Source organism: Staphylococcus pasteuri, assembly GCF_030547725.1.
In the GTDB taxonomy this organism is placed as follows: Bacteria; Bacillota; Bacilli; order Staphylococcales; family Staphylococcaceae; genus Staphylococcus; species Staphylococcus pasteuri.
Window position 1 is genome coordinate 1 of record NZ_JAUOQO010000592.1, and the last position, 254, is coordinate 254.

Genomic DNA, 254 nt, shown 5'->3' on the forward strand with positions numbered 1-254 from the left:
CGGCTGGTGAGTATCTAAAGTGGCAACCTCGTTGATACTGCTCAGCTGATTGGTATCAACAGCACTAGCACTGTTGGTGTCACCTGTTAACTTGGCAATATTGCCACTAGATTCGATAAGGATAGAGTTATCTAATGTTGAGCCATCCCCTTGGCTTTCTGTTTTAGCGTTGCCACTAGATTTGCTGTTGTTTGGTGGTTGGTTTGCTGTTTCACCATCTTCCGCTTTGTTTATTAGTATTGGCTGACCATTAT

The 254-nt window shown here is 43.3% G+C and carries 1 protein-coding gene; it reads right to left on the reverse strand.

The window, feature by feature from the left end; translation table 11 throughout:
* On the reverse strand, positions 1-254 hold a 254-nt coding region (locus tag Q4528_RS14840), incomplete at both ends, for a hypothetical protein (RefSeq protein ID WP_303522437.1).